Origin of the sequence: Paraburkholderia sp. MM5384-R2 (assembly GCF_014201025.1) — a bacterium.
Lineage (GTDB): Bacteria > Pseudomonadota > Gammaproteobacteria > Burkholderiales > Burkholderiaceae > Paraburkholderia > Paraburkholderia tuberum.
Map to the genome: position 1 here is coordinate 71,826 of NZ_JACHDI010000016.1, position 20,537 is coordinate 92,362.

Genomic DNA, 20,537 nt, shown 5'->3' on the forward strand with positions numbered 1-20,537 from the left:
GGCCGGCCTTGCGCGCAGCCCGTCGGGGCGTCCGAACCATCGAGGCATCCAACGAGGGCGTCCATCGCGGTGGTCATCGCGGTGGTCATCGCAGTGGCCATGTTAACATCGCACCTCTCGCGAGCACTGCGCCGCGCAGCATGCCCCGGGCCTTCGGCCGGCGCCACCCGCCGGTTCGACCTCAGCGGCCCTCAACCGTATTACCCATCCACAAACGATGTCCGCAGGCCTGAACCCCGCTCAAAGTGAAGCGGTCCGTTATCTCGACGGTCCCTGTCTCGTGCTCGCCGGCGCCGGCAGCGGCAAGACGCGCGTGATCACGCAGAAAATCGCGCACCTGATCGAAGCGAAGGGCTTCGAGCCACGCCACATCGCCGCCGTCACGTTCACGAACAAGGCCGCGGCGGAGATGCGCGAGCGCGTCGGCAAGCTGCTCGAAGGCAAGACGCTGACCGCACCCGGCAAGGAAGGCCGCAAGGTGCCCGTGAACCAGCTGACGGTGTGTACGTTCCACTCGCTCGGCGTGCAGATTTTGCGTCAGGAAGCGGAGCATGTCGGCCTGAAGCCGCAGTTCTCGATCATGGATTCCGACGACTGCTTCGGCATGATCCAGGAGCAGGTCGGCTCGACGGACAAGGGCTTCATCCGCAAGATCCAGTCGATCATCTCGCTGTGGAAGAATGGCCTGATCATGCCCGAGCAGGCGATCGCGACCGCCTCGACCGAGGACGAGCATCAGGCGGCGATCGTCTATCGCAACTACGTGGCGACGCTGCACGCTTACCAGGCGGTCGATTTCGACGATCTGATCCGCCTGCCCGCCGAACTGTTCGCGAGCAACGAGCAGGTGCGCGACCGCTGGCAGAACAAGCTGCGCTATCTGCTGATCGACGAGTATCAGGACACCAACGCGTGCCAGTACGAACTGGTGAAGCTCCTGGCCGGCAAGCGCGCGGCGTTCACGGCGGTCGGCGACGACGATCAGGCGATCTACGGCTGGCGCGGCGCGACCCTCGAAAACCTCGGCCAGCTCGGCAAGGATTTCCCGAACCTGCACCTGATCAAGCTCGAGCAGAATTACCGCTCGACGGTGCGCATCCTGAGCGCCGCGAACAACGTGATCGCGAACAACCCGAAGCTGTTCGAGAAGAAGCTGTGGTCCGAGCACGGTATGGGCGACACGATCACGGTGACGGGCTGCAACGACGAGGAGCACGAGGCGGAGTCCGTCGTGTTTCGGCTGTCCGCGCACAAGTTCGAGCGGCGCGCGAATTTCCGCGACTACGCGATCCTCTATCGCGGCAACTTCCAGGCGCGCATCTTCGAGCAGGTGCTGCGCCGCGAACGGATTCCGTACGTGCTGTCGGGCGGTCAGTCGTTCTTCGATAAGGCCGAGATCAAGGACATCTGCGCGTACCTGCGTCTGATCGCCAACGCGAACGACGATCCCGCGTTCATCCGCGCGATCACGACGCCGCGTCGCGGCGTCGGCAATACGACGCTGGAGGCGCTCGGCTCGTTCGCGGGTCAGGCGAAGGTGTCGCTGTTCGAGGCGGTCTACATGGGCGGCATCGAGGCGCGTTTGTCGCCGCGTCAGATCGAGCCGATGCGCGCGTTCTGCGACTTCATGCAGCGCCTGACCGACCGCGCGGAGAAGGACGCGGCGGGCACGCTGCTCAATGAACTGATGGAGGCGATCCACTACGAAGCGTATCTGTACGACGCGTTCGACGAACGCCAGGCGCAGGCGAAGTGGCAGAACGTGCTGGAGTTCATCGAGTGGCTCAAGCGCAAGGGCACGAAGGAAGAGCCGGAGCACGGCAGCGGCAGCGAAACGACCGGCTACGACACCGCCGACGGCTTCGGCGACACCGGCAAGAACCTGCTCGGGCTGATCCAGACGGTCGCGCTGATGTCGATGCTCGAAGGCCGCGAGGAAGATCCGGATGCGGTGCGGCTGTCGACCGTGCATGCGTCGAAGGGGCTCGAGTATCCGCACGTGTTCCTGGTCGGCGTCGAGGAAGGCATCATGCCGCATCGCGGCGGCGCGGACGACGAGCCGATCGACGACGCGCGCATCGAGGAGGAACGCCGGCTGATGTACGTCGCGATTACGCGCGCGCAGCGCAGCCTGCATCTGAACTGGTGCAAGAAGCGCAAGCGGGCGCGGGAGACGGTCGTCTGCGAGGCGTCGCGCTTCATCAACGAAATGCTGCTCGACGATGCGCCGCCGCCGACACCGGAAGAAGCGCCGATGTCGCCGAAGGACCGGCTCGCGAGCCTGAAGGCGTTGTTGCAGAAGTCGTGAGCGGGCGGGACTGCAAGTGCCCGCCAGTTGCGGTTGCTTGCGATTGCACATAAAAAATCCCTGCATCGCGTTAGCGCATGCAGGGATTTTTCATTTCAGCGACGGCCGATGCCGCGTGCTTTACTTCACCGCGCTGACCATATAGTCGACCGCGGCCTTCACGTCCGCATCCGATGCGTTCGAGCCGCCCTTCGGCGGCATCGCGCCCTTGCCGTGCAGCGCGTAGTTATAGACGGTGTCCATCGGGTCCTTCAGGCGCGGCGCCCATGCTTCCTTGTCGCCGAACTTCGGCGCGTTCAGCACGCCGGTCGCGTGACAGGCCTGGCATACCGACTGATACAGCGCTTTGCCGGCCTGCGAGGCGTCCGCGCTTTGCGCGCCACCTGCTGCCGGGGCGGGAGTCTGCGGCACGCTGGCCATTGCGGCCATCGCCGCGGCGGCCTGGGCCGCGCCCGCATTCGATGCACCTGCTGCACCGGATGCGGCTGTCGCACCGGATGCCGCGGCCGCGCCCGCCGCCGGCAGCGCCGGCTCGGGGAAGCTCGCGCCCGAATTGTTCGCCATATAGACGACCGCGCGCGCGATCTCGAAGTCACTGTAGTCGTCGGGGCTCGTGCCGCCGCGCGGCGGCATGGCGCCTTTGCCGGACAGCGCGGTGTGCCACAGCGTGTCGAAGCCTTGCGCGATGCGCGGCGCCCAGTCGGCGGTGTTGGTGAATTTCGGCGCGCCTGCGGCACCCGACGCGTGACACGCCGAGCAGACCGCCTTGTAGACTTCCTCGCCGCTCTTGTAGACGCGCGGGGCGTTGGCGTCGCGGATCTCGACTTGGGCGATCGGATGGATGCGGGAGGTGACTTCGGCTTCGGAGAGAGAGTCGGTGCCGGCGCCGGTGCGCGTCGAATTATCGACGTAGACGGCGAGCAGAACGATGATGACGATCGGCACAGCAAACCCGGCGATGACCGCGGCGATGAGCTGTGCTGGGGTTTTGATCGGGGCTCCGTGTGGTGCTTCGCTCATGCTTGTCTCGTCTCCGTGGGTGTGTGAGCGGTACAGCGCGACGGCAACTTCTTGTTCTTTATCAGCCACGGACGATTATAGACGCAAGGTTTCGGCGGCGGCGAGGGGGCCAGGACGGTGTTCAGCAGGCGTTTACCCGGATCGGTATGGACGATGGAAGGGGGCGGGGAAGACGCTGGGATGGGCGTCGGAGGCCGTCCTGTGGACGGTTCGGCCGAAACCGGGTATCCTTGCGGTCTCTCGCGTTGGCGTCGCGTCCGTTCTGGTTGGCTCGCTTTCGCGTAGATTCCCCGCAGTTTTGTGGTGAAGCGCCCGTAGCTCAATGGATAGAGTACTGCCCTCCGAAGGCAGGGGTTGCTGGTTCGATCCCAGCCGGGCGCACCAACCCTGACAAGGGTTCCAACGAATTCACCCGTTCCCACTCCCCACGAATTGCAGCTAAATTGCAGCTAACTGCGGTGCGGCTTGCATCGTCATCGGCTGCACCCACTGCGCCAAGTGATCGGCCGACAGGTGCGCGTACCGCTGCACCATTTCCAGCGTTTCCCATCCTCCCAGCTCCTTGAGCACCTGTAACGGCGTGCCGCGCTGCACATGCCAGCTTGCCCACGTGTGGCGCAGATCGTGCCAGCGGCAGTCACGGATACCGGCCCGCTTCAGCGCTTTGGTCCACGCCGCAGTCACGGTCTGGTAGACCGGTTTGCCGTGGCATACGAACACGCTTTCGACGACGATCACGCGCCTTGCCTTGTCGAGCCGCTGCACGTCGGCTGTCCAGCCGTAGCCTGACTTGTCGCCTTGGGTCTGCGTCTTGACGCCGCCGTTGATTGTCGGGTCGATATAGCGCATGTCGACGGCGACGACGTGGCCTGGATTCAGTGTGCGGACGATGAACGCGGCGACCGGCCCGCCGTGGCCGACTTCGCCGGGCTGCGCCTTCGAGCTGGTCCAGTCGTTAAAGCCGACCGTCCTGGCCGTGATCGCCGCGTCGACCGCAGCATCGGAGATCCCGCGCCCGGTCAGGAACCGCCTTGGTCGGCGCTACGATCGCGCCAACCGGTGCCGTGCCAGCCGCGTTGGAGAATAAAAAGTAATGCAACAGAAATTCAACGGGAACATCGGGCAAGTTGCAGGCCGCGATGTCAAGACGAATAGCGCTCAATCCAACGTAAGCGTGCATATCCACAACGAACCGAAACCGAGTTACATCAGCGATCGTCAGCGTAGTGCGATCGCACGCAAGGGGTATCAGATCCAAGCCAAGACGCAGACCGACAAGCTGATGGTCTATCGGCGCTTGATGACCGTGTTCAAGTTTCCGAACATGGACGAGATGCCGCGCGACGTGTACCAGCGTGCAATGTCATATCTCGAAGTGTGGTTGCGAAATGGCACAACAGAGCCGGCATCGGCCAGGGCAACATCACGAAACCCAGTTCAGGCGGTCGATACGTCGCGGCACGATGCCATTGAAGGCGCGAGCAATGCAGTCGCTCCCGTGAAGCCGGTTGTAGTAGATCCGCCGATCCTTGCTCAGACGGCGGCGACCATCGCGCAAGCGCCCGGGAAACAGACGCCGTGGCGCGCGGTTGCTGTAGCGTGTGGAGTGATCGCTGCGCTCGCAGCAGTGACACACGTCGTCATGGAGCGATCGGCAGCATCCGCGCAGCTGCCTGCTGCGCCGCAATGCGAGTACGGCGGTCATCACTACTCGATCGGCAGTGTCGTGTTGCAAGCTGGCTTGCGCCAGCAATGCTTTACCACGGGCGAAAACGGAGCCACCTGGGAAAAACTCAGCGCAGGCCGTCGCGTCGCCGGTAAATAACGAAAATCGCAGCGTCTGGCCGATTCCGGGGAGTTTGTCTGGCATTGACGCTATGGAAATTCGAATCGACAAAAAGGGCACTGCGCGCCCCCTTGTCAGGTTGTACTGAAAACGATCGTTTGCGGAACGCCTATGCGTGGTGTGTTTTCAGCCAGTCACGCAAAGCGTTGCGGGTTTGCCAGCCTTCGCCGCTTTCCTTGAACCGGTCGACGATATCGGCGTCGTACCGCACCGTTACCGCGACTTTCGGATTCGCGAGTTTCGGCCGGCCGCCGCGTCGCTTCATCTGCGCGAACTGTTCATCGGTCGGCTCGAACGTGTCAGGGTCGGCCGCGATGCCGCGCGCAATCGCGGCTTCTTCTTCTGGCGTGTTACGGATCAATTTGGGTTGCTTCTTCATAGCGGTCAATCTCCCGGTTGTTGGCTTTGCGCAGACTGATAACCCGGAAGGTTTCGCCGCGCTGCGTGAAAACGATGCAATAGAGACGGGCATCGATCACGGCATAGCCTATTTCGCGCAGTTCTCCGTAGTCCTTGCGGTCGTCGGGCGCGCACCATACCGACGACCAATCGATAGCATCAGCGAGCGCCAGGGAAACGCCGTGCTTCCCCCTTCGTTGGCTTCGCTTTTAGCTGGGTCGTGTGTCGTTGTCATATGGTTATTGTGGTTACGTAAACTGGCGCGCGCAACAGGTTTTTGTAACTACGATTACTTGCCTGGTTTGCGAAAGTTCGAGCGGTGCCGGTCGCTCGTCGGATCGTCGCGCGTCTCCAGGTCGAGCTGCATCGTGTATTCGCCATCGGCAATCGTGTGCAATATGCGCGATCGCGATTTTCGCGAGGGCGTCGGCGATCGCCGGCTTGAGGCTGTGCCGGCCGGCGATCTTGCGCACGATCGGGCCGAGCGTTTCGCCGTGCCAGCTCGCCTCCTTTCGTTCGCCCATGTCCTTGGTCATCGAGGCCGAGCGCGCCCGAATGGTGAGGATATCCGGGGCGCCGCTGTGCTCTACCTCGTCGACGGTAAAGGCGCCCTTGTCGACGACGCCGGTATCGGACCAGCCGAACGACACGCCCAGCAGGGCGCCGCGCTCGGGGATCGCAAGCCGGCCGTCTGCATCATTGACGACGATATCGAGCATGTCGGCTGCGTCGCCGCGCGACTCGGAAAGCGACAGGCTCACCAGTTCGGGCGCGATCTTCGTCGTCAGGTCGCGGCCGTCGAGCGTGATGTGATATTCGGGCGTTGGTTGCTTCATTGCGTTTCGTCCCTCTTGGGCTCGGTGCGCTTCTTCAACAGCCCATCGTCGACGCGCGCGAGTTCGATCGAAAAGTCGATGCGTCGCGGCGTGCCGTCTTTCGTGTGCAGCGTTTGCCGGTCTCATCACGCCCCAGCAACGCCGACGACCGGAAAACTTTCTGCGCGAACCCGGAAGCCGCTTCAAGCCACCCTGAAATCCGAGGCCTGCTGAACCAGTTGACCGGCATGTTCGTGCGACGAACTGGCCGCCGCCGCGTTCCGCTGCGTCATCTGGCCCATCTGCGACACCGCCTGGTTCGCCTGCTCGATGCCTTGGTGCTGCTCGTGCTCTGCGCGCCTACGATCGCTGCCGTGGTGTTTCGCAGCATGTGTGACTAGCCTCACTTCAGCGCAAGCGCGGCGTTGATGTCACGCGCCGAACCATCCAGCGCAGGCCTGTCGCACGCGCTCCGCGACTGCGGGCCACGGTTCATCCAGCCCTCGCCTGAACAGGCGAACCGTATTGGGATACCACGGCGAGTCGTCACGGCCGTGCATCCAGCGCCAGTCCACGTCGCGTGCCGGCAAGAGCACCCAGCATGGTTTGCCGAGCGAGGCTGCCAGATGTGCTGTCGAAGTGTCCACGCAGATCAGCAGATCGAGTTGCGAGATAACCGCAGCCGTGTCGGTGAAGTCTTCGAGATCTGCGCCGAGAGGCAGGATCGGGAGGCTCGCAGGGAATGACAGCGCTTCGTCTTCCCCCGCGCCCTTTTGCAGGCTCACGAACTTCACGCCCGGCAGGCTCCAGAGCGGCGCCAGTGTGTTGAGCAACGGTAGCGAACGGTGCACGTCGTTGTGGTGTTTCGGGTTGCCCTTCCAGACGAGACCCACCCGGTGTCCCGCGCCCAGCACGGCAAGGCGCGCACGCCAATGCTCGACGCGCGACGGGGCCAGGGTGATGCGCAGGGGAGGCGGAATCGTGTCGAGCGTCGTGCCCAGATACAGCGGTGCGCTGAGCGCGCTGATCCAGCAATCGAAATCGCCGGCGCGCGCCGAGGCTTCGTCATGACTGAGCACGGCGTCGACTCCATCGACATCGGCGAACAGGCGGTGTAGCGGTGCCATACAGGCAAACGCGACGTGCGCGGCGCCCAGAGCCTTCAACAGGCGCAGATAACGCCCGAACTGCAGCATGTCGCCGAGTCCATCCTCCTGCCAAACGAGGAGTGATTTGCCGGCGAGCGGCTCGCCTCGCCAGCGCGGACACCTCAGCATCGACTGCGTGGCGTGATGCGCGAACCCAGGCATTTCGTAGCGGCATTCGTAGAGGAGAAAGCCTTCTTCGAAGCGGCCCATGCTGATGAGCAGCGTGGCGAGACGGAACTTCGCGTCGCCGTAGTCGGGGCGCAGCGCGAGCGCGCGGCGGTAGGCGGCTTCGGCTTGCTCCGGGTCGCCGAGCTCTTTCACGATGCTGCCGATGTTGAAGTGTGTTTCGGCGATGTCGGCGCTCAATGTGAGCGCGTGGCGAAACGCCGCGAGAGCCTCGGGCAGGCGCGCTTGCGCAAGCAGCGTGCAACCCAGGTTATTGGCCGCTTCGACGCGGTTCGGCGCGAGCCGAAGCGCGTCGCGATACGCGCATTCGGCATCGACCAGTTTGTCCAGTGCGTGCAGGACGCAGCCGAGGTTGTAGTGCGCCTCGGCGAAGGCGGGGCGCAACGCGAGCGTCTGCCGGTAGGCGCTCTCCGCCTCGGCCAGGCGCTTGAGTTCGGTGAGCACACAGCCGAGATTGTTGAGCGCGTCCGCGTAGGCGGGGCGGATCTGAAGCGCGAGGCGGCAAGCCAGCTCGGCTTCCCGGAGCCGGCCGAGCGCCCTGTAAAGCGCCCCCAGGTTGTTCAGTGCCTCGGGATATTGCGGGTGCGCGAGCAGCGCCTGCCGATACGCTTCTTCAGCCTCTTCGATCCGGCCGCGATCGCGCAACAGATTGCCGAGGTTGTTGTTCGCCTTGGCAAATTGCGGATTCACGGCGAGCGCTGTGCGATAGGCCGCCTCCGCTTCGTCGAGGCGGCGCTGTTCATGAAGCACGATGCCGAGGTTGTAGTTCGCGTCGACGTGGTCCGGGCGAAGTGCGAGCGCCGCCCGGTACGCGGCCTGGGCCGCGTCATGCCGTCCCAGACGGTGCAGCACGATCCCGCGATTGCTGTGGACATCGGCGTCATCGGGGCGTATCGCGGCAAGCCGCCCGTAAACCGCTTCCGCTTCGGCAAGCTGATTGAGGGTCGCGAGCATCGCTCCGAGCCCCAGATACGCGTCGGCGAAATCCGGCTTCGCTTGAATGCAGCGCAACCATAGAGCTTGCGCCCGCGCGGGCTGGCCCACACCCGTGGCGCACATGGCCGCGAGGTTGAGCGCATCGGCGTGCTCCGCGTCCTCGGGCGTGGCCTTCGCGCCGACGAGCGGTGCAAGCAGCGCCAGTGCGTCGGCGAACTGCCCGGTGGCGCTGAGGGCAGTGGCTTCGCTCAGAATGTGCTGGCGCGTGGGGGCAAGTGGGCTCGTAGCGGTCACGGTCGTCGTAGAGGGGCTGTGGATTCGCAGCTTAAGGCATGCGCACGCGCGGTGGCGGCCCGAATTGAGCTGGCAGCTCGGTTCAATTCGACCGATGACGGTCTGCGCGGGCTTTGTCTTTCGAAGCCGTAAGGCCGGGTGCAGATCAAGGGCGATCGGATGCTCAATCAGCATGGCGACGCGAAGTGGCTTCGACGCCTGCGAGCCTTAAGCTGCGGAAGGGCGAAGCCTGGCGTCCCCCATCTTGAAAAGCGCCTCCCCACTGCACCCGGGCGAGGGAAGGGCGTCAGCCCAGAGGGTTGCATCAACAAGGCGGCTAAAGTTTTTCCAGGTGGGGTCGTAATCACAAACAAGGCGGCAGGCCAACGAACCGCTGCCGTTACTGGGCCGATAGCCCCATTAGGAGAATCTCAATGCTCGGAATCAACACCAACACCAACTCGCTCATCGCGCAACAAAACCTGACCGGCTCGGGTAGCGCACTGTCGCAAGCGATCACGCGTCTGTCGTCGGGCAAGCGCATCAACAGCGCAGCAGACGACGCGGCAGGTCTTGCGATCTCGAACATCATGCAGACCCAGATCAACGGTCTGAACCAGGGTGTGTCGAACTCGAACGATGGTACGTCGATGGTGCAAACGGCATCGTCGGGTCTGTCGTCGCTGACTTCGTCGCTCCAGCGTATCCGCCAGCTTGCTACGCAAGCAGCTAACGGTTCGATGACCGACAACGACCGTGCTGCACTTCAACAGGAAGTGAACCAGCAAGTCTCGGAAATCAACCGTATCGCGTCGCAAACGACGTACAACGGCATGAACGTCCTCGACGGCTCGTTGGGCAACGTGTCGTTCCAGGTCGGCGCAAACGTCGGTCAGTCGATCTCGCTGAATCTCTCGCAGTCGATGTCCGCTGCTTCGATTGGCGGCGGCGTTCCGGCAGCGGGCAACACGCTCGGCTCGTTCTCGGTCTCGCTGGATAACGCGGGCGCTGCTGCGGCGGCTCCGGGCATCACGTCGATCACGGCTTCGTGGGATACCACCAAGAACGCGGTTTCGTACACGGACCAAAACGGCAACGCTATCACCGACGCATCCACGATTTCCTACTACACGGCAACTACGGCGGGCACGATCCCGGCTGCAGCGGGCGATGCTTCGGATACGCTCGCGGTTGCTGCCAACGCCAACGCTACTATCACGCAGATCAACGTGATTGCCGACGGTAAGGGCGGCTTCACGCTTACGGACCAGAACGGTCAGGCCTTGAATGTCGCTGCTGCTGGCAACATCTTCAAGACCGCAACTACTGCTCCTGCTACGGACGCCAACGGCAATACCACGCTGACTGGCGAAACCGGTGCGCAGATGGTGACCGACATCGAAGCGGTCACGGACGTTGGCGTCACGACTGACGCGAATGTCGTGGCTGCGGACAAGGTTACAGCCGCAGTGGGCACGACCATCGACAAGCTGAGCCAGTCGAACACGGTTTCGCAGATCGACATCTCGACCAAGGACGGCGCTTCGGCAGCAATGCTGACCATCGACAACGCGCTGAGCGCTGTCAACAACCTGCAAGCAACGCTCGGCGCGGCACAAAACCGCTTCAGCGCAATCGGCACGACGCAGCAAGCTCAGTCGACCGACCTGTCGACCGCACAATCGTCGATCCAGGACGCCAACTTCGCAGAAGAAACGGCTAACCTGAGCAAGGCACAGGTTCTGCAACAAGCCGGTATCTCGGTGCTGGCACAAGCGAACTCGCAGCCGCAGCAGATCCTGAAGCTCCTGCAGTAAGGCGCTTCCCACTGCAGGCAGCCGGCGCGCGGCTCGATGCGCGCCGGACGCAAACCCGTCGGGAGGCTTGCCTCCCGATTGTCTTTTCCCGCGTTACCCCGCTTGTTAAATCGCTTTAACCGGCATTGCCGACGCACGGAGCCTCCTCATGTCCACCGTAACCGGATCCACCACCAGCGCGATCGCGAGTGCAGTCGCCACCACGACAGCCGACGCCAACGCCACGGTGCAGGCAGCCGCCCAGTCGATCATTAGCGGCTCGACCAATTCGTCGATGGACACAAGTTCGCTCGTCACCGCGCTCGTCAACTCGAAGACTGCCGGCCAGTCCGCGACCATCGCTGCCGAGCAGACTGCGGACAACACGCTGATCTCGGCCTACGGCACGCTCTCCGCGGCACTGTCCGCGTTGCAGGCCGCCGCCGAGCCGCTCAGCGACGGTGCGACGCTCAACTCGTTCTCGTCCACCTTGAGCGGCAGCGGCGTTACCGCCACGGCCAGCACGGGCGCGGTGGCAGGTTCGTACTCGCTCAATGTGGCGCAGGTCGCCACGTCGCAAGTGCTGACCTCGACGGGCTATAGCTCGACCGAAAAGCTGGCTTCCGGCGCGGCCACGATGGCCCTGACGGTCAACGGCAAGACCAGCACGATTTCCCTGAATAGCTCGAACAGCACGATTGCCGGCATTGCATCGGCGATCAATTCGGCCAACGACAATCCCGGCGTGGTCGCGACCGTGGTGACCGGCGCGGACGGCGCGCATCTCGTGCTGCAATCGACCTCGACCGGCGCGTCGAGCGGCATCAGCATCGCGATCAACGATTCGAGCTCGACCGACGACCTGAACAAGCTCGCGGTGACGACCACCAACGGCAAGGCGATCTCCAGCGCGAGCGACCTCACCGCTCAAGTTTTGGATAGCAGTGGCAACCCGGTTCTCGATAGCAACGGCAACCCGGAGACCTACAACCCCAGCCAGTCGACCATTACCGGCACAGGCTGGACCCAGACGCAGGCCGCCCAGGATGCGTACTTCACGCTCGGCGGCGTGGGCGTAACCAGCTCCTCGAACTCCGTGACGACGGCCGTGTCCGGCGTGACGCTGAACCTCACGGCAGCGGCGGTCGGCACCACGCAGACGCTCACGATCGCGCAGAACACCAGCGCGGAGTCCTCGGCGATCAACAATTTCGTCAGCCTCTACAACACGCTCGTCACGACGATGGGGGCGCTGACGGCGTACAACGCGAACTCGACGTCGCAGGGCGTGCTAATCGGCGATTCCACGTTGAGCACGATCCAGAACCAGCTCGCCAAGATCGTGAGCGGCGGCGTGGGCAGCGGCACCTCGCAGACGACGCTTGCCGCGATCGGCATTACGCTCCAGGCGGACGGCACGCTGTCGGTCGACGACACGACGCTTAGCAATGCGTTGCAGAACAACCAGTCGGTTGTAGCCTCGCTGTTCAATTCGAGCAACGGCATCGCCGCGCAACTGGACGACAGCATCACAAACTACACCTCGTCCGGCGGCATCATTCAAAACCGTACGGACGCGATCAACGCCGACCTGACTAGCCTCTCGAACCAGCAGACGACGCTTACAGCGTGGCAGGCTCAGCTCACCAGTATGTATACCGCGCAGTTCACAGCGCTCAACACACTGATGGCAACGATGAGCAACAACTCGCAATACCTCACGCAACTGTTCGGTGGCACCAACAGCGCAGGCGCGCTCGCCACGAACAAGAGCTGAGCGCGACGAGGAGCGAGCCATGCAGAACGTCGCCCCGATCGAGCGCATCTGGCAGATAACGAAAGACCTCGAACTGGCGGTCGCTGTTGGCGAGTGGGAGCGGGCCGCGCAGCTCGCGGACGAGCGCTCGCCCCTCCTGACGGCGCTCGGCGCGCCCCAGCCGCAGGAGGTCATCGTGCGGCTCAAGGAGATCCACGAGATCGACAGCCGCATCGTCGAGGCCGCGCAGGCCGCGCAGCAGGTGCTGGGCGCCGAGTATCAGGCGAGCATGCAAGCGAGCCGCAACGCCGGGCAGTATTTGAGCATGGCGCGGTACTGAAGCAGGAGCAACGGTTCATTGCGTCCTTCGCGGCGCAATGGCGTGCTCTGGCCCGCCCTGTGCGGGCTTTTTCTTTTCCGTTTCTTTGCCCCGAGAGTTCATCGAAGGCAAATTGGCGCCCGTTTTGACGCTAGCTCGGACGATCGGCGCAATTGCCCGCCCCCCATAATTCCAACGGTCCGAGTTCCTGACGCGTACGCGCGCCTTCGTCATGACCCCCTTCCTCCCTTCGGGTTGCACCGCCACGCCTGCCGCCGAATCGCAGCAGAATCACGACATCGCGCTCGCCATGCAGAGCGCGATCGAACATCATCGCCAGCAGGAATATGACGAGGCGGCCGCGCGCTATGCCTCCGTCCTAATGGCCGCAAGCGATCACACCGACGCGCACTACCACCTCGGAGTGCTGCTCATGCAAACGGGGCGGCCCTCCGAAGCAGTGCCGCATTTCGAGGCGGCGCTCGGGCAGGTGCCGAAAAATGGGCAGATCTGGGTCTACTACATCAACGCCCTCGTCGCCAGCCAGCAGACCGAGGCGGCGCGGATCGCGCTTGACCTCGCGCGGCAACAAGGCCTGCCCGAGGCGGCCGTCCAGATGCTGTACGCGCGCATCAATGGGGAAGAAGCGCCGCTCCCGGCCACGCCGGAGCCCGAGGCTGCGACCGTGCCCGCTTCCCAGGCTGATGCGAGCGGGAGCGACTCGCGCCCCCCTGCGGCATCCGATACGGACAAGCGCGTGAAGCTCGACACGCGCCGAGCAAGCCTCAAGAAGATGCGCCAGCTCCAGCATCTCTTCAACAGCGGGAAACTCGAGGCGGCGCTGAAGGTCTCCCGCCGCCTGACGCATCAATACCCGTCGCATGGCGAATGCTGGTACGAACTTGGGCGTGTCCTGCAACGCACGGGCCGCTACAACGAGTCCGTCGAGGCGGCCGAGCACGCCGCCCGCCTGCTTCCCAACTTCATTGCCGCCCGGACGATGCTGACTGACGGGCTGATTACCACCCGCCAGTATCAGCAAGCCGAAGCGCATTGCCGCCAGGCGCTCGAAAAATATCCCGAAAGCGCCGTGCTACATCGCAACTTGGGTGCCGCCTTAGGGGAGATGGGCCGGTACGCCGAGGGGATCGTCCATCTCCGCCGTGCCGTGGAACTGGCGCCGAACGACGCCCTCGCGTGCGACGCGCTTGCCTACTCGCTGCTCAAGCATGGTCTGTACGACGAAGCCGAAACCGCCTTCCGCCGTGCGCTCGAACTGGCACCGATGCAGGCGATAACCCACAGCAACCTGCTGTTCAACCTGATGCACAAGCCCGATCTGGACGCGCTCAGTGTATTCGCGGAGTTCCGCGAGTTTGCAGTGCGCCACGAAGCGCCGCTGCGTGCGCGTCAGCCCCGGCATACCAATGACCGCGATCCGTCGCGGCGCCTGCGAGTCGGTTTTGTTTCCGGTGATCTGCTCGGTCATCCGGTTGCGAATTTCTTCCTGTCGGTGCTGGAGCATCTGGCGCTCGATTCGAGTCTGTCGCTGCACATCTATTCGAACTACGCGGTGACCGACGGCTTCACCGAGCAGATTCGCGCCCATGCTCAGACGTGGAGCGAAATCTTCCTCATGAGCGACGACGCAGTCGCGCAGAAGATCCGCGAGGACGGCATCGATATCCTCATCGACCTGTCCGGTCATACCGGCCGCAACCGGCTCGTGGCCTTCGCGCACAAGCCGGCGCCCGTCCAGGCGAGCTGGATCGGCAATCCGGCCACAACAGGCCTGGATGCCGTCGACTATTACCTGTCGGACCGTTTCGTCACGCCGCTCGAACAGTTCGAGCGCCAGTTTTCGGAAAAGCTCGTGTTCCTGCCGGCGCTCGCGCCGTTCAAGCCGCACCCACACGCGCCGGACGTCAACGAATTACCCGCCCTGAATAACGGCTTCATCACTTTCGGCAGCTTTAGCCGTATCGTCAAGATCGGGCCGGAAGTCGTGGCGCTCTGGGCACGCGTGCTGCGCGAGGTGCCAGGATCGCGCATGCTCATCGGCGCGATTACGGCACCGGAGCAGATGACCAAGCTGAACGGGATGTTCGCGAGCGAAGGGATCGACTTGAGCCGTATCGGTTTTCTGCAGCGCGGGAATGTTCCGACTTACCTGCAGCAGCACAATCTGATCGACGTCTGTCTCGACACGTTGCCCTTCGGCAATTCGACCACGACCATGCAAGCGTTGTGGATGGGCGTGCCCACCATGACCCTGCCCGGCGTTTCGATGGCGAGCCGCGGCAGCACGGGATGGCTCTCGCACCTCGGGCTCGACTCAGCGTTCGTTGCGCAGGACAAGGACGACTTCGTGCGCAAGTGCGCCACGCTGGCCGCCGACCCCGAAGCGCTCGCGGTAGTGCGCGGCGAGCTGCGCGAGTACTGCAGACAGTCGGTCCTGATCGACGCCGGCGCGATCTCCAACGCCGCCTCGCGCGCGTTTCGCACCATGTGGCAGCGGTGGTGCGACGGACTGGAGCCTGAGCATTTCGAGGTTCTGGCGCATGTCAGCAATGCGCACACCGCCGGGGACAGCCCAGCAGGCCTGTCGCCCGAGCAGCGCGCCGCGCTGGCCGGTGAATTCGTCGATACGCTCACGCTCCTGCTCGACAAGCAGCAGTTTGCCGAGGCCGAAGCTGTAGCCCGCCAGTTCACCACGCTCTTGCCAGAAATCGGCAAGGCATGGCACATGCTGGCGACGTCGCTACGGCAGCAAGGGAAACCCTTTGAGGCACTGGAGCCTTTGCGCAAGGCCAATACTCTGCTGCCGAACGACAGGAACATCCGCCAGGAACTGAGCCGAGTCTCACAATACGTGAGCGATCTTGAGCGCATCGCGCCGGTCAACCGGGCTGAGCCAGCGAGCGAGCTGGCAGCGCTCAGGGCGGATAGCCGGCAATACCGGCATCCAGTCGGCGCCCTGATCGCCAACGTGCCGGTTCTGATCCCGACCTTTAACAACGTCACATATCTGCGCCGGATGGTGTCGCAGCTCCAAGGCAGAGGATTGCGCAATCTCATCGTCGTGGACAACGCATCGAGCGCCCCCGGTATGCTCGACTACCTCGCCAGCATCCAGGATACGGTGAGCGTCGCACGGCTCGACCACAATGTCGGGCCGCGCGCGTTCATGCTTTCAGACGTCATCTATCACCGGCTGCCGGACATTTTCTGCATTACCGATCCCGATCTCGAACTGAATCCCGAGTTGCCCGATACTTTCCTGTTCGACCTGATAGACGCCACGGAAGCTTTGAAAATCGGCAAGGCCGGCTTTGCTCTCGACATCTCGCAACCCGCGCTGATGGACGAGAAAGCACTCTCCATCATGCAGTCGGACGGCGTGAAGAACTATGGGCTGATCGACTGGGAAGCACGCTTCTGGCAACAGCAGATCGCGGCGAGCGCCAACGGTGACCCGATCTTTCGCGCGCCGATCGATACGACCTTTGCGGTCTACAACAAACGGTACTTCCGCCGCGAAACTCATCTGGCTGCAGTGCGTTTCGGTGGACGGTACACGTGCAGGCATCTGCCCTGGTACAAGGACAACGGACTGGATGCTGCGGAGGATCAGTACTACCGCAAACACCAGGCGTGGTCGACGTTCCTGAAGTGATCATTGCGCCTGGTCGGTCAGCTAAAGCTTTGTTGCGGGCACGTGGGGTAGAGCGATAGTTCAGGCGACAGACTATCGGCGGTGCTAATGCCTTGGTATCCCGTAGCCATGGGCGTGCACTCAATCAGGGCCAACTAGCCAACCTCTCCCGCACCCGCTCGACCACCTCTTCCGCCAGAGCGGCGCGAGCAACGCGACCGCCGGCAACGACCGGTTTGCGTCGTTGTGATGTTGCGGCTTGCCCCGCCAAACGAGACCGACGCGCAATTCCGGCGGCAGCGCATGGAGCAGCGCGAGCATGTGTCGAGGAGCTGGGGTGCGTGGCAGCGGCGCTACGACCAGGGGCTGAGCGGGCGCTTTGGAAGCGCGCTTGAAAAATATGCGCTGTGCGGCTGCGCTTGCGGGGAGGCTGGTGTGCCTGGCGGCGTGTGCCAGCCTCTCGCCCACACCAGGGATTGATGTATTGGAAGAGCGACAGGTTCTGCGCGGACGAGAAGGTTTTCTGTGACGCCTCCGCCTACCGAAGCCAGGATCGTGACCACGTTCGAGTACGAGTTGGAGAGCCGCGCCTCGCCCGTCGTGAGCGCGTTATCGAGCGCCGCCGTACCCGCAGGCGTGTTGCCTGTTGGCGCTCGCATTGCCGGGCGTCACGCTGAACGCGTCGCCGTCCTTCGGGCGTACTCGAGATCGGGACGCTCAAGACGGACCCGGCGCGGCGACGTAGGCGGAGCCGTCTGCCTGCACGCTCTGGAACACCGTCTGACCGTTGTCGATGATCGTGATCTGCCGCGGGACCGACACCTGCACGTAGCGCGTGCCCGCGTCGCGGTTGTTCGTGACGCTGCCGCCGGCGGCATTCGTGAACACCAGCGGTGTTCTGAATAAACTTAAGACGCGCGCAAACTATTGCGCCATCTTTTGCGCCACGCATCGACCGCGTTCAAGCGCGAGGCGTGCGGCGTAGCCTTCGTGCCCGGGGGCTGCAACGTAGTGCAAGGCGGCGTATGCTCAACCGTCCCGGGTTCGCCCACCCATTTCCCGCATTGCGTTCGCCCACTCATACCTGGAGCCATCATGGAACTACGCAGGATCGGCACTTCCTCGTTGCAGGTCGCCCCGCTCATGTTCGGCGGCAACGTATTCGGCTGGACGGCCGATGAAGCCACCTCTTTCTCGATCCTCGACGCGTTCGTTGAAGCCGGACTCAATTTCATCGACACCGCCGATGTCTACTCGGCCTGGGTGCCCGGCAACCAGGGCGGCGAGTCGGAGACGATCCTCGGCAAGTGGTTCCATCAGAGCGGCAAGCGCGAGCGGATCGTGCTTGCGACCAAGGTGTCGAAGCATCCGCAGCGCAAGGGGCTATCGGCCGCAAATATCCAGGCGGCGGTCGAAGACTCGCTGCGCCGCCTGCAAACCGATTACATCGACGTCTATTTCTCCCACGACGACGACACCGCGACGCCGCTCGCCGAAACGCTCGGTGCGTATCAGAAGCTGATCGAGGCGGGCAAGGTGCGCGTGATCGGCGCGTCTAACTATAGTGGCGCGCGCGTCGAGGAAGCGCTCGCGGTATCGCGCGAGCACGGGCTGCCTGGGTATCAGTTGCTGCAGCCCGAGTACAACCTGTACGACCGCGCGCAATACGAGAGCGACAGCGAGCCGGTGGCGCTCGCGAATCATCTCGGCGTGGTCGTCTACTACAGCCTCGCGAGCGGGTTCCTGTCAGGCAAATACCGCAGCGAGGCCGATCTGGCCGGCAAGGCGCGCGGGAGCCGGGTCGAAAAATACCTGAACGGGCGCGGCTTGCGGATTCTCGGCGCGCTCGACCGCGTCGCGCAACGGCACGGCAGCACGCCGGCCGCGATCGCGCTTGCATGGCTGATTGCGCGCCCAAGCGTTACGGCCCCTATTGCGAGTGCAACCTCGGTCCAGCAGTTGAAGAGCCTGGTCGCGGCCGTCCAGCTGTCCCTCGCCGTCGACGATATTCGTGAGCTGGACGAAGCGAGCGCCTGATCAGGCGGACACCTCGGCCGCCAACGCGGGGGCATCCGCGCCAGGGAAAAGCCTGGCGCAATCGGTAACCCCCTGGTAGGATGGAGAGTTTCCTGATATGATTGGGAGTGAATTGAGATCTTTGCCTGTTTCGTCAGTGTTCTTCGTTGATGAAAGGTTGGCGAAACGGCAACAAACGCGGCTTTTGCAGTACGTCTGTCCGCGTTCCGCGGTGAACTCCCCACCTCTCTTTTCCGGCCTCCGTGGCCGCTTTGCCTCTCGCTTCATTCGTGGTTTGGCCGGGGTTGTTTATCAGCCTCGCGTTTGCCTGTTACTGGCCATGAATCGGAGCGACCGGAGGGCCGGCGCGTGAGTGGTGACCTGAGCGGTTACCGCCATGCAATTAAACCCGTATCTAGTGATTGAGTTAGGAATTACATGACGACGATTCTTCTGAAGGAAAACGAGCCGTTCGAAGTGGCAATTCGCCGCTTTCGTCGCGCAATCGAAAAGAATGGCCTGATCGCTGAACTGCGTGAACGCCAGTCGTACGAAAAGCCGACCACGGCTCGCAAGCGCAAGAAGGCAGCAGCTGTTAAGCGCCTGCACAAGCGTCTGCGCAGCCAGATGCTGCCGAAAAAGCTGCACTAAGCACGCTTTTTACATACGCCGAACGGCGGTGTGAGCTTCGAAAGAAGCCACATCGCCGTTTTGCTTTTGCGGCGTCGGATTTTGCCCCTGCGTGCAGCCGTTACGCCGCGCTCCTCAGCCGCTCGGCCGACAGCCCGAACTCGCGCGCGATCGAGCCCAGCCGGTCGTGCCACTCCCATGTGCCGAACACGTCGTGCACGTTTTGCATGCAACTGAGCAAAGCGACGGTCACCGGGTCGTATACGTTGATGCGGGCTGCGAAGCAGCGCTTTTTTCAGCGCGGCCAAGCCGACATCCATGTAAGCGGGCACTTCGGCCAGTGGCTTGCCGATGAAGCGCACCGGAACGCCTTCCATTGCGGTCATGTAATCGCGCAGCTTGATCAGGTTGCCGACCGGGCAGCCGCCGCAATAGCCGCGGTAAGCGCCGCCGCCCCTCGGTAGCAATGCAGCGCGTTTCTATTCGAACAGATGCGTGACGGACTGATCGTAAATGTCCTGGTGGGTCAGGAAGCTAAGTGTTTTCATGGTTGGTCTCCCGCGTCCGAGGCGGTAGTTATTTGTTGTTGAGCGCGCATCGCCTGAGCGCATGGCGACGAGTATCCGCCGTGCGTCGTCCGACGAAGGGCCGACTACGAGCATGAAAGGGCGCCAATTCACGCGTTTGCGCCTCCCGCGGACGCCGTGGCCTCACCTCGCCTTCCGACCACGCCCCTTCTTGCCCAGCGACACGCATCGCTCACGACACATGCAGGTCGTCTCATGATCGTTGACCATGCCGACCGCCTGCATGAATGCATAGCAGATCGTCGAACCGACAAATTTGCAGCCGTAGCGCTTGAGCGCCTTGCTTAGCGCGTCCGATACTTCCGTCGACGCAGGTGCATGCTTATACGAAGCCCATTCGTTCTGAATCGGCGTGTCGTCGACGAATGACCACACGAAGTTCGCGAGCGAGCCATGTTCGGCCTGAATCTGCCGCACAGCGCGCGCGTTCAGGATGGCCGCCTCGATTTTGCCGCGATGTCGCACGATGCTTTCATCGGCGACGAGCGTATCCACGTGCTTCGGCGTGAAGGCCGCGACCTTGTCGATGTCGAAGTCGGCGAATGCACGGCGGTAGCCGATGCGCTTGTTGAGGATGGTCGACCACGACAAACCGGCCTGCGCGCCTTCGAGCACGAGCATCTCGAACAGGTGCTGGTCGTCGTGCGAGGGCACACCCCATTCGGTGTCGTGGTACCGTGCGAGCGCTTCGCTCGATACCCAGTTGCATCGTTGTGTCACTGTCGTGCCCCCGCGTGGTCATGTCGTTCGCCAGCATAGCGGAAGCGGTGTGCGCCGCAAGCTGGCCAATCGGCTAATTGCGCGATTCAAACTGACCTGCCACGCTAAGCGTTATTCACCCACGGAA

Annotated in this window: 15 protein-coding genes, 1 tRNA gene and 4 pseudogenes; 10 read left to right on the forward strand and 10 right to left on the reverse strand. The window is 63.3% G+C overall.

Annotated features, from left to right (window positions below; genetic code table 11):
* The first annotated feature begins 217 nt into the window (after window positions 1-217).
* A complete protein-coding gene (locus tag HDG37_RS23580) occupies window positions 218-2,308 on the forward strand; it encodes a UvrD-helicase domain-containing protein (protein WP_184051732.1) in 2,091 nt (696 codons plus the stop codon).
* Between the two features lie 120 nt (window positions 2,309-2,428).
* Here HDG37_RS23580 and HDG37_RS23585 read toward each other — a convergent pair whose 3' ends face one another.
* On the reverse strand, window positions 2,429-3,328 hold the full coding sequence (locus HDG37_RS23585) for a cytochrome c5 family protein (protein WP_184051734.1): 900 nt from the start codon (window positions 3,326-3,328) through the stop codon (window positions 2,429-2,431).
* A gap of 308 nt (window positions 3,329-3,636) precedes the next feature.
* On the opposite strand from HDG37_RS23585, the gene HDG37_RS23590 reads away from it, so the two are divergent.
* A tRNA-Arg gene (locus tag HDG37_RS23590) sits at window positions 3,637-3,712 on the forward strand.
* A 54-nt stretch (window positions 3,713-3,766) separates the two neighbouring features.
* Here the strand turns inward: HDG37_RS23590 and HDG37_RS23595 are convergent.
* Together HDG37_RS23595 and HDG37_RS23600 are read right to left on the reverse strand one after the other, a co-directional pair.
* Window positions 3,767-4,057: pseudogene (locus HDG37_RS23595) on the reverse strand (tyrosine-type recombinase/integrase); the annotation flags it as partial.
* Window positions 4,049-4,360, reverse strand: a pseudogene (locus tag HDG37_RS23600) (hypothetical protein); the annotation flags it as partial. The pseudogenes HDG37_RS23595 and HDG37_RS23600, both read right to left, overlap by 9 nt.
* A gap of 61 nt (window positions 4,361-4,421) precedes the next feature.
* Here HDG37_RS23600 and HDG37_RS23605 point away from each other — a divergent pair.
* A complete protein-coding gene (locus HDG37_RS23605; RefSeq protein WP_184051736.1) occupies window positions 4,422-5,153 on the forward strand; it encodes an alpha/beta hydrolase in 732 nt (243 codons plus the stop codon).
* 130 nt (window positions 5,154-5,283) lie between these two features.
* On the opposite strand, the gene HDG37_RS23610 is transcribed toward HDG37_RS23605, so the two are convergent.
* From HDG37_RS23610 to HDG37_RS23620, 3 genes and pseudogenes are all read right to left on the reverse strand, one after another.
* Window positions 5,284-5,553 (reverse strand): BrnA antitoxin family protein, encoded by a 270-nt coding sequence (locus tag HDG37_RS23610; RefSeq protein ID WP_184051738.1) that lies wholly within the window; start codon window positions 5,551-5,553, stop codon window positions 5,284-5,286.
* The gene (locus HDG37_RS23615; protein WP_184051912.1) at window positions 5,525-5,746 is read right to left on the reverse strand and encodes a BrnT family toxin; all 222 of its coding nucleotides are present in this window, start codon (window positions 5,744-5,746) and stop codon (window positions 5,525-5,527) included. Before HDG37_RS23615 ends, HDG37_RS23610 begins: the two co-directional genes overlap by 29 nt.
* A 222-nt stretch (window positions 5,747-5,968) precedes the next feature.
* Window positions 5,969-6,409: pseudogene (locus HDG37_RS23620) on the reverse strand (phage late control D family protein); the annotation flags it as partial.
* Between HDG37_RS23620 and HDG37_RS23625 the strand changes: the two are divergent.
* Window positions 6,409-6,789, forward strand: a complete 381-nt coding sequence (locus tag HDG37_RS23625; protein WP_184051742.1) for a hypothetical protein — start codon at window positions 6,409-6,411, stop codon at window positions 6,787-6,789. The pseudogene HDG37_RS23620 and the gene HDG37_RS23625 sit on opposite strands and share 1 nt — an antisense overlap.
* Before the next feature lie 30 nt (window positions 6,790-6,819).
* Here HDG37_RS23625 and HDG37_RS23630 read toward each other — a convergent pair whose 3' ends face one another.
* Window positions 6,820-8,952, reverse strand: coding sequence for a tetratricopeptide repeat protein (locus HDG37_RS23630; protein WP_311541534.1), 2,133 nt, complete (start codon window positions 8,950-8,952; stop codon window positions 6,820-6,822).
* A 413-nt stretch (window positions 8,953-9,365) separates the two neighbouring features.
* Here HDG37_RS23630 and HDG37_RS23635 point away from each other — a divergent pair, with 413 nt between their 5' ends.
* From HDG37_RS23635 to HDG37_RS23650, 4 genes are all read left to right on the forward strand, one after another.
* The gene (locus HDG37_RS23635; RefSeq protein ID WP_184051746.1) at window positions 9,366-10,748 is read left to right on the forward strand and encodes a flagellin; all 1,383 of its coding nucleotides are present in this window, start codon (window positions 9,366-9,368) and stop codon (window positions 10,746-10,748) included.
* A gap of 148 nt (window positions 10,749-10,896) precedes the next feature.
* Window positions 10,897-12,504: a flagellar filament capping protein FliD gene (gene fliD, locus HDG37_RS23640; protein WP_184051747.1), complete on the forward strand. Its 1,608-nt coding sequence runs from the start codon at window positions 10,897-10,899 to the stop codon at window positions 12,502-12,504.
* 19 nt (window positions 12,505-12,523) lie between these two features.
* On the forward strand, window positions 12,524-12,823 hold the full coding sequence (locus tag HDG37_RS23645; protein WP_184051749.1) for a flagellar protein FliT: 300 nt from the start codon (window positions 12,524-12,526) through the stop codon (window positions 12,821-12,823).
* Between the two features lie 211 nt (window positions 12,824-13,034).
* Window positions 13,035-16,478: a tetratricopeptide repeat protein gene (locus HDG37_RS23650; protein WP_184051751.1), complete on the forward strand. Its 3,444-nt coding sequence runs from the start codon at window positions 13,035-13,037 to the stop codon at window positions 16,476-16,478.
* Window positions 16,479-17,174: 696 nt separating this feature from the next.
* Here the strand turns inward: HDG37_RS23650 and HDG37_RS23655 are convergent.
* The gene (locus HDG37_RS23655) at window positions 17,175-17,345 is read right to left on the reverse strand and encodes a hypothetical protein (RefSeq protein WP_184051753.1); all 171 of its coding nucleotides are present in this window, start codon (window positions 17,343-17,345) and stop codon (window positions 17,175-17,177) included.
* Window positions 17,346-17,552: 207 nt separating this feature from the next.
* Between HDG37_RS23655 and HDG37_RS23660 the strand changes: the two genes are divergently transcribed.
* Window positions 17,553-18,494 (forward strand): aldo/keto reductase, encoded by a 942-nt coding sequence (locus tag HDG37_RS23660; RefSeq protein ID WP_184051755.1) that lies wholly within the window; start codon window positions 17,553-17,555, stop codon window positions 18,492-18,494.
* Window positions 18,495-18,911: 417 nt separating this feature from the next.
* On the forward strand, window positions 18,912-19,124 hold the full coding sequence (rpsU, locus tag HDG37_RS23665) for a 30S ribosomal protein S21 (RefSeq protein ID WP_006050883.1): 213 nt from the start codon (window positions 18,912-18,914) through the stop codon (window positions 19,122-19,124).
* A 100-nt stretch (window positions 19,125-19,224) separates the two neighbouring features.
* On the opposite strand, the pseudogene HDG37_RS23670 reads toward rpsU, so the two are convergent.
* Both HDG37_RS23670 and HDG37_RS23675 read right to left on the reverse strand, forming a co-directional pair.
* Window positions 19,225-19,651: pseudogene (locus HDG37_RS23670) on the reverse strand (hypothetical protein).
* Between the two features lie 162 nt (window positions 19,652-19,813).
* On the reverse strand, window positions 19,814-20,410 hold the full coding sequence (locus tag HDG37_RS23675) for a DNA-3-methyladenine glycosylase I (protein ID WP_184051757.1): 597 nt from the start codon (window positions 20,408-20,410) through the stop codon (window positions 19,814-19,816).
* Between the last annotated feature and the right edge of the window lie 127 nt (window positions 20,411-20,537).

Coding starts and splice junctions, on each gene's coding strand:
- HDG37_RS23580 (WP_184051732.1), top strand. CDS start 218: ATGTCCGCAGGCCTGAACCCCGCTCAAAGTGAAGCGGTCCGTTATCTC.
- HDG37_RS23585 (WP_184051734.1), bottom strand. CDS start 3,328: ATGAGCGAAGCACCACACGGAGCCCCGATCAAAACCCCAGCACAGCTC.
- HDG37_RS23605 (WP_184051736.1), top strand. CDS start 4,422: ATGCAACAGAAATTCAACGGGAACATCGGGCAAGTTGCAGGCCGCGAT.
- HDG37_RS23610 (WP_184051738.1), bottom strand. CDS start 5,553: ATGAAGAAGCAACCCAAATTGATCCGTAACACGCCAGAAGAAGAAGCC.
- HDG37_RS23635 (WP_184051746.1), top strand. CDS start 9,366: ATGCTCGGAATCAACACCAACACCAACTCGCTCATCGCGCAACAAAAC.
- fliD (WP_184051747.1), top strand. CDS start 10,897: ATGTCCACCGTAACCGGATCCACCACCAGCGCGATCGCGAGTGCAGTC.
- HDG37_RS23645 (WP_184051749.1), top strand. CDS start 12,524: ATGCAGAACGTCGCCCCGATCGAGCGCATCTGGCAGATAACGAAAGAC.
- HDG37_RS23650 (WP_184051751.1), top strand. CDS start 13,035: ATGACCCCCTTCCTCCCTTCGGGTTGCACCGCCACGCCTGCCGCCGAA.
- HDG37_RS23660 (WP_184051755.1), top strand. CDS start 17,553: ATGGAACTACGCAGGATCGGCACTTCCTCGTTGCAGGTCGCCCCGCTC.
- rpsU (WP_006050883.1), top strand. CDS start 18,912: ATGACGACGATTCTTCTGAAGGAAAACGAGCCGTTCGAAGTGGCAATT.